Source organism: Candidatus Poribacteria bacterium, assembly GCA_021162805.1.
In the GTDB taxonomy this organism is placed as follows: domain Bacteria; phylum Poribacteria; class WGA-4E; order B28-G17; family B28-G17; genus JAGGXZ01.
In genome coordinates, this window is the sequence record JAGGXZ010000078.1 from 1 (window position 1) to 5,165 (window position 5,165).

General features: G+C 55.2%; 3 protein-coding genes. All 3 read left to right on the plus strand.

What is annotated here, in order from left to right; all coding sequences use genetic code 11:
- Nucleotides 1-168 precede the first annotated feature (168 nt).
- Nucleotides 169-345, plus strand: coding sequence for a hypothetical protein (locus J7M22_06150; protein ID MCD6506190.1), 177 nt, complete (start codon nt 169-171; stop codon nt 343-345).
- Nucleotides 305-2,242, plus strand: coding sequence for a hypothetical protein (locus tag J7M22_06155; protein ID MCD6506191.1), 1,938 nt, complete (start codon nt 305-307; stop codon nt 2,240-2,242). The genes J7M22_06150 and J7M22_06155 overlap by 41 nt, the downstream gene beginning before the upstream one ends.
- Before the next feature lie 180 nt (nt 2,243-2,422).
- The coding region (locus tag J7M22_06160) for a hypothetical protein (GenBank protein ID MCD6506192.1) at nt 2,423-5,165 on the plus strand (2,743 nt) is incomplete at its 3' end.

Below are 5,165 nucleotides of genomic sequence, written 5' to 3' on the forward strand. Positions count from 1 at the left end.
ATCCGACCAATATGTCGAGATACCCGCCGTGCCCGAGCTCGATATCACCGATCAGATTACCATCGAGGTCTGGATCTTCCCCACTCAATCCCAGCCCGATTCCAACATACTGGGCAGGAGGAGTCAGCCGAGCTTTCAGCCTTCGGTAAGATAAACAGCGTCCAGGAGGTGTTCAGGATAGAACACGCCCAGACAGGGCTGCCGGGCATAATCGGCAAAGTGGACGAGGTGGCGATGCTTAAGCGGGGGGGATATATACCGATGTGCGACCACGGCGTGCCTGATAATGTCTCGTTTGAGAACTATGTGTATTACAGGAAAAGGATCTGCAAGCTGGACCACTAAAAAGCAGGGCGTCACGCTTCGTGCCATCCTCATCGGGATTCTCCTGATACCGGTGAACGCATATTGGGTCACCAAATCGGAGGTGGTGTGGGCTTTCACCCATGCCACCACACTTTCCATCTTCTTCAACGTCATCTTCATCCTCTTCCTGCTATCGCTTTTAAACCTCCTCCTGACCCGAACCGCACCCCACCTCGCCCTATCGTATGGGGAGCTGTTGACCATCTACGTTATTCTCTGCATAGCGACAACCCTTCTCGGTCATGATATGCTTCAGATCCTCATCCCCCTCATGACCTACCCCTTCCGGTTTGCTACACCCGAAAACGAATGGAGGGAGCTTTTCTGGGGATATCTTCCCAGATGGCTCATGATCGACGAACCCGACGTCATGAGGGGGTATTATGAAGGCGAATCCTCCCTCTATGACCTCTATATCTTGAGGAGTTGGTTCAAACCTCTCCTTTTCTGGACGGGGTTTATACTGGTGCTTTATTTCACCATGATATGCCTCCTCACCTTCATAAGGAGGAGATGGACGGAGGAGGAGAAGCTGAGCTATCCGGTAATCCAGCTTCCCCTGGAGATGACCCTCAACTCCTCCCGATTTTTCAGAAACGGCGCCATGTGGATCGGGTTCGCCATCTCATCCTCGCTCGACCTGATACATGGGCTTCACAGGCTCTACCCTTTCATCCCCGATTTCAGGACCAAATACAACCTCGCCCCGTTTTTTACGGAGAAACCCTGGAACGCCATCGGCTGGATGCCGGTCTGTTTTTACCCTTTCGTCATCGGCCTTGCTTACTTCATGCCGCTGGATCTCTCGTTTTCGACCTGGTTCTTCTATCTGTTTTGGAAGGCGCAGCTCGTGGTGAGGTCCGCTTTAGGATTGGGGAGGATGTCCGGGCCATATTTAGGTGATCAGTCCGCCGGGGCATGGATCGGGATAGGAGCTCTGTCGATATGGCTGAGCAGACGCTCGATATTCAAGGCGCTTCGATCGGCTTTCGGGGGAGATCGAGGGGATGAGTTGAGGGAACCGCTGACGTACAAAGTTGCTCTGATCGGATCCGTCCTGGGGATAGGGATTTTATGTCTCTTCTCGTGGTGGATGGGCATGTCGGTTTGGGTGGCGATCTCCTTCTTCGTTATCTACTTCGTCATAGTGATCGCCGCCACGAGGATGCGGGCTGAGCTCGGCCCTCCTACCCATGATCTTTACTACGAAGGCCCGGATAGGATACTCGCTTCTCTGATCGGCACGAGACGGCTCGGCCCCGGTAACCTCTCAGCCTTTACCCTCTATTTTTGGATAACCAGAGACTACCGATGTCATCCCATGCCGCATCAACTTGAGGGGTTTAAAATCGCCGAAAGGGCAGGGTTGGGAAACAGGAGACTGGTCTGGGTGATGATGGCGGCGACCCTTTTGGGCGCATGGGCGACTTTCTGGGCGATATTGCACTTCTTTTACGCCTACGGCGCCGCATCGCGCGTGCGGGGGTACTCCCTGGGGTTGGCGTGGGAGGCGTATGTCAGGCTACAGAACTGGCTCAATTACCCATCCGGCCCGGATGTTTCAATGTTGAGGCAGATGGGATTCGGGCTCGGGCTGACCGTCTTCCTGATGGTCATGCGCAGGAGGTTTCTGGGGTTCCCGTTTCATCCAGTCGGATATGCCGTCGCCGGAAGCTGGACGATGAGCTGGATGTGGTTTTCGATCTTTTTGAGCTGGTTGATAAAGTACGCGCTTCTGAGAGGTGGTGGACTTAAGCTCTACAGAAAGGGGGTTCCCTTCTTCATGGGTTTGATGCTCGGTCAGTTCGTGAGCGGCAGCCTATGGAGCATCTTCGGCACAATAGCCGATAGGCCGGTCTACGGTTTCTTCGTGTGACCGAGCCCTCATCTCCTTAGGATCGCCCCTTGACGAACACCTTCTTCCGAATTATAATGGACGTGACGTCATGCTAGCTGCCGGGATATGAGATGGAAAATTAGACGATGACGGGGGAGTTAGGAGGTGACATGAGATGAAGCCCAATGTCTAAGTTAACTGCGATAAGGGAGGAAGATAATGGGTGAGCTTTCGGTTCTTTTTTTCATTGGAACGAGCGCCCTTGGATATTGTGGGACGGGAGAAGGAGCTATCCTGCTCGAAAATGAGAGCATAAGCTACATTATCGGAGCCGACGGGAGGAGCTTAGGTCTTGTGGATAAGCGAACGGGCGAGGATTACCTCGCCCCTGGGCCGCGTGAGGCTTTCATAACGCTGAAAAAGGACGGCAAGGAGCACAAGCCCTCCGCCTGCTCCTACACCGATGGTAAGATCGTCGTCGAATTCGAAGAGCCGAATTTCACGTCGACGATCAAGGTCGAGATCAAAAGCCACTATCTCGTCTTCGAGGTCGATTCGGTAAGCGATGAGGATATCGATGAACTGGCTTTCCTGACCCTCCGAGTTAAACCGGTGAAGTATGTCAGCGCTATTTCCGGCATAGCGGCGGATGATGAGTTCGCCGTGTGCCTGAGGGCTTTGAATTTACAGGTGGGAGCGCATATAGGCGGATCTCCCCCTACCTTAAGTGCCGCATGTTATCCCAAATACGGCCTTAAAGGAGCTAAGATCGCCCTGATCGGATGTCCCACGCGGGATCTGCGTTCCGTCCTCAAGGAGGTGGTGCGACAGGAGGGGTTACCTTACTCCCCGCTTGGAGGACCGTTCGCCATGGATGCGGAGGAGAACCGGCTCTCCTACATCTTCGCCACCGTCTCGGAGCAGAACGTGGACGAGTGGATCAGGCTGGCCAAAAAGGCGGGCATGGGGATCATCCATATCATCGGCTGGTGGCACACCCTGGGACATTATGAGCCAAGGCCGGATCTGTTCCCTAATGGGCTGGAAGGTTTGAAGGCGGTCGTCGCCAAGATCCACGACGCCGGTTTGCTTGCGGGGATGCACACCTTGACCGGTTTCATATCCCCAAATGACCCGTGGGTGGCGCCTGTGCCCGATAAACGCCTGGCAAAGGACGGCGCTTTTACGCTTGCGGAGACGATAGACGGGGAGGCTCAGATCATCCCCACCCTCGAGCCGCCGGGCGATCTGGATACCGTCTGGGCCTCCCACAGCAGAGGAAATGTGATTCAGATCGACGACGAGCTCATCCAATACACGGGGCTTTCGCAGGAACCCCCTTATGGATTTATCGGTTGCAAGCGAGGGGCATTTGGAACGAAGGCACAACCTCACCGGAAGGGGACGCCGGTATATCATCTCTTCAGCCGCTGGGCCGTCTTCTTCCCCGATATGAATACGACGCTGGTGGATGAGCTGGCGGAGCGGATCGCCTATGTCTTCAATAGCTGTAACTTCGATATGATCTATCAGGACGGCGCCGAGGTTTCCCCTGACGGATGGCACGGCGTGGCGAAGATGCGCCAGGCCATATTCTCCAGGCTGAAAGGGAAAGTGCGTGTGGAGGCGAGCACCTGGAACTACCACTCCTGGCCGTTCCACTCCTGTCTCGGCGCGTGGGATCACCCCCAGTGGGCGTATAAACGGTTTACGGATATCCACGTTCAGAACCTGCAGGCGGTCCGCAAAGCCAGCCTGCTGCCATATCAGCTGGGATGGTGGGTGATCAAAGGCCCTTCAGCGGACTCCCGAGGCATGTTCCCGGATGAGATGGAATACCTTTGCGTCAAAAGCTTAGCCTGGGATGCGCCTCTCTCATTACAGGGGGTGAGCCCCGGACCGAATCCCCCAAACGCTAGACAAGAGGAATACCTGACGATGCTCGGTCGATACGAGCGTCTGCGGCTCGCGAGATACTTCCCCGAGTCGGTCAAGGAGAAGCTACGTGCTCCTGGGGCGGAGTTTCATCTCGTCCGAGGAGCCGATGACAAGTGGGACTTCATACCGATGCGATGCATCAAGCACAAGATCACAGGGCTGGAGGACGGTAGCAGCTCCTGGACGGTTGAAAACCCATTCAGCCCTCAACCGGTTAAGCTGAGGATTGAAGCGCTGTACTCCTGTCTCCCATACGATGCTGAAGAAACGATGGTGATAGCTATGCCTGAGGAGTTTAAGGTCGTCCAGGCCGCCAACGGGATCGAATGCGCCGTCATTCCCTCAGCAGATAAGATCAAGGCGGGAGGGAGCAGCGTATGTTTCACGGCGAGGAATGGGACGAAGAACCGCCGTGGCGCCTGGGCAAGGGCGATGAAGGGGTTTTCGCCGCCACTGAATATGAACAAGTATGGGGCGATAGGCGTGTGGATCTACGGCGATGGGAAGGGGGAGCTGCTGAACTTCCAGTTGAGACATCCCCGATACCACTACTTTGCCGACGATGAGCATTATGTGGACGTGGATTTTAAGGGATGGCGATACTTCGAACTTCTGCTTCGGGAGCGGGACGCTGAACGACACGGGAATTACCTCTGGCCTTATGGGAGCATCTATTCCGTCTATCGAGCGCCGCTGGTGAGGAGCGAGGTGAGCGAGCTGAACCTGTATTACAACGACATACCTCCGGGCGAGGAGGTGAGATGCTATATCTCCCCCGTGAAAGCCCTTCCGACGGTGAAGGTCAAACTTATAAACCCGAGCATCTCCATCGGCGATAAACGGCTCCTTTTCCCCGTCGAATTGGAAAGCGGTCAGTACATCGAGTTCACCCCTCCCGATGAGTGTCGGCTTTACGATGAACGAGGCGCCCTGATAGCGAGGATAACCCCTCAGGGCGAGGTGCCGATCCTGAAAGCGGGTGAGAACAAGGTGATCTTCAGGTGTGATCCTCCTCAGGGTTATA

Bases quoted from the DNA above. Each gene is read 5' to 3' on its own strand.
- J7M22_06155 (MCD6506191.1), top strand. From the start codon at position 305: ATGTGTATTACAGGAAAAGGATCTGCAAGCTGGACCACTAAAAAGCAG.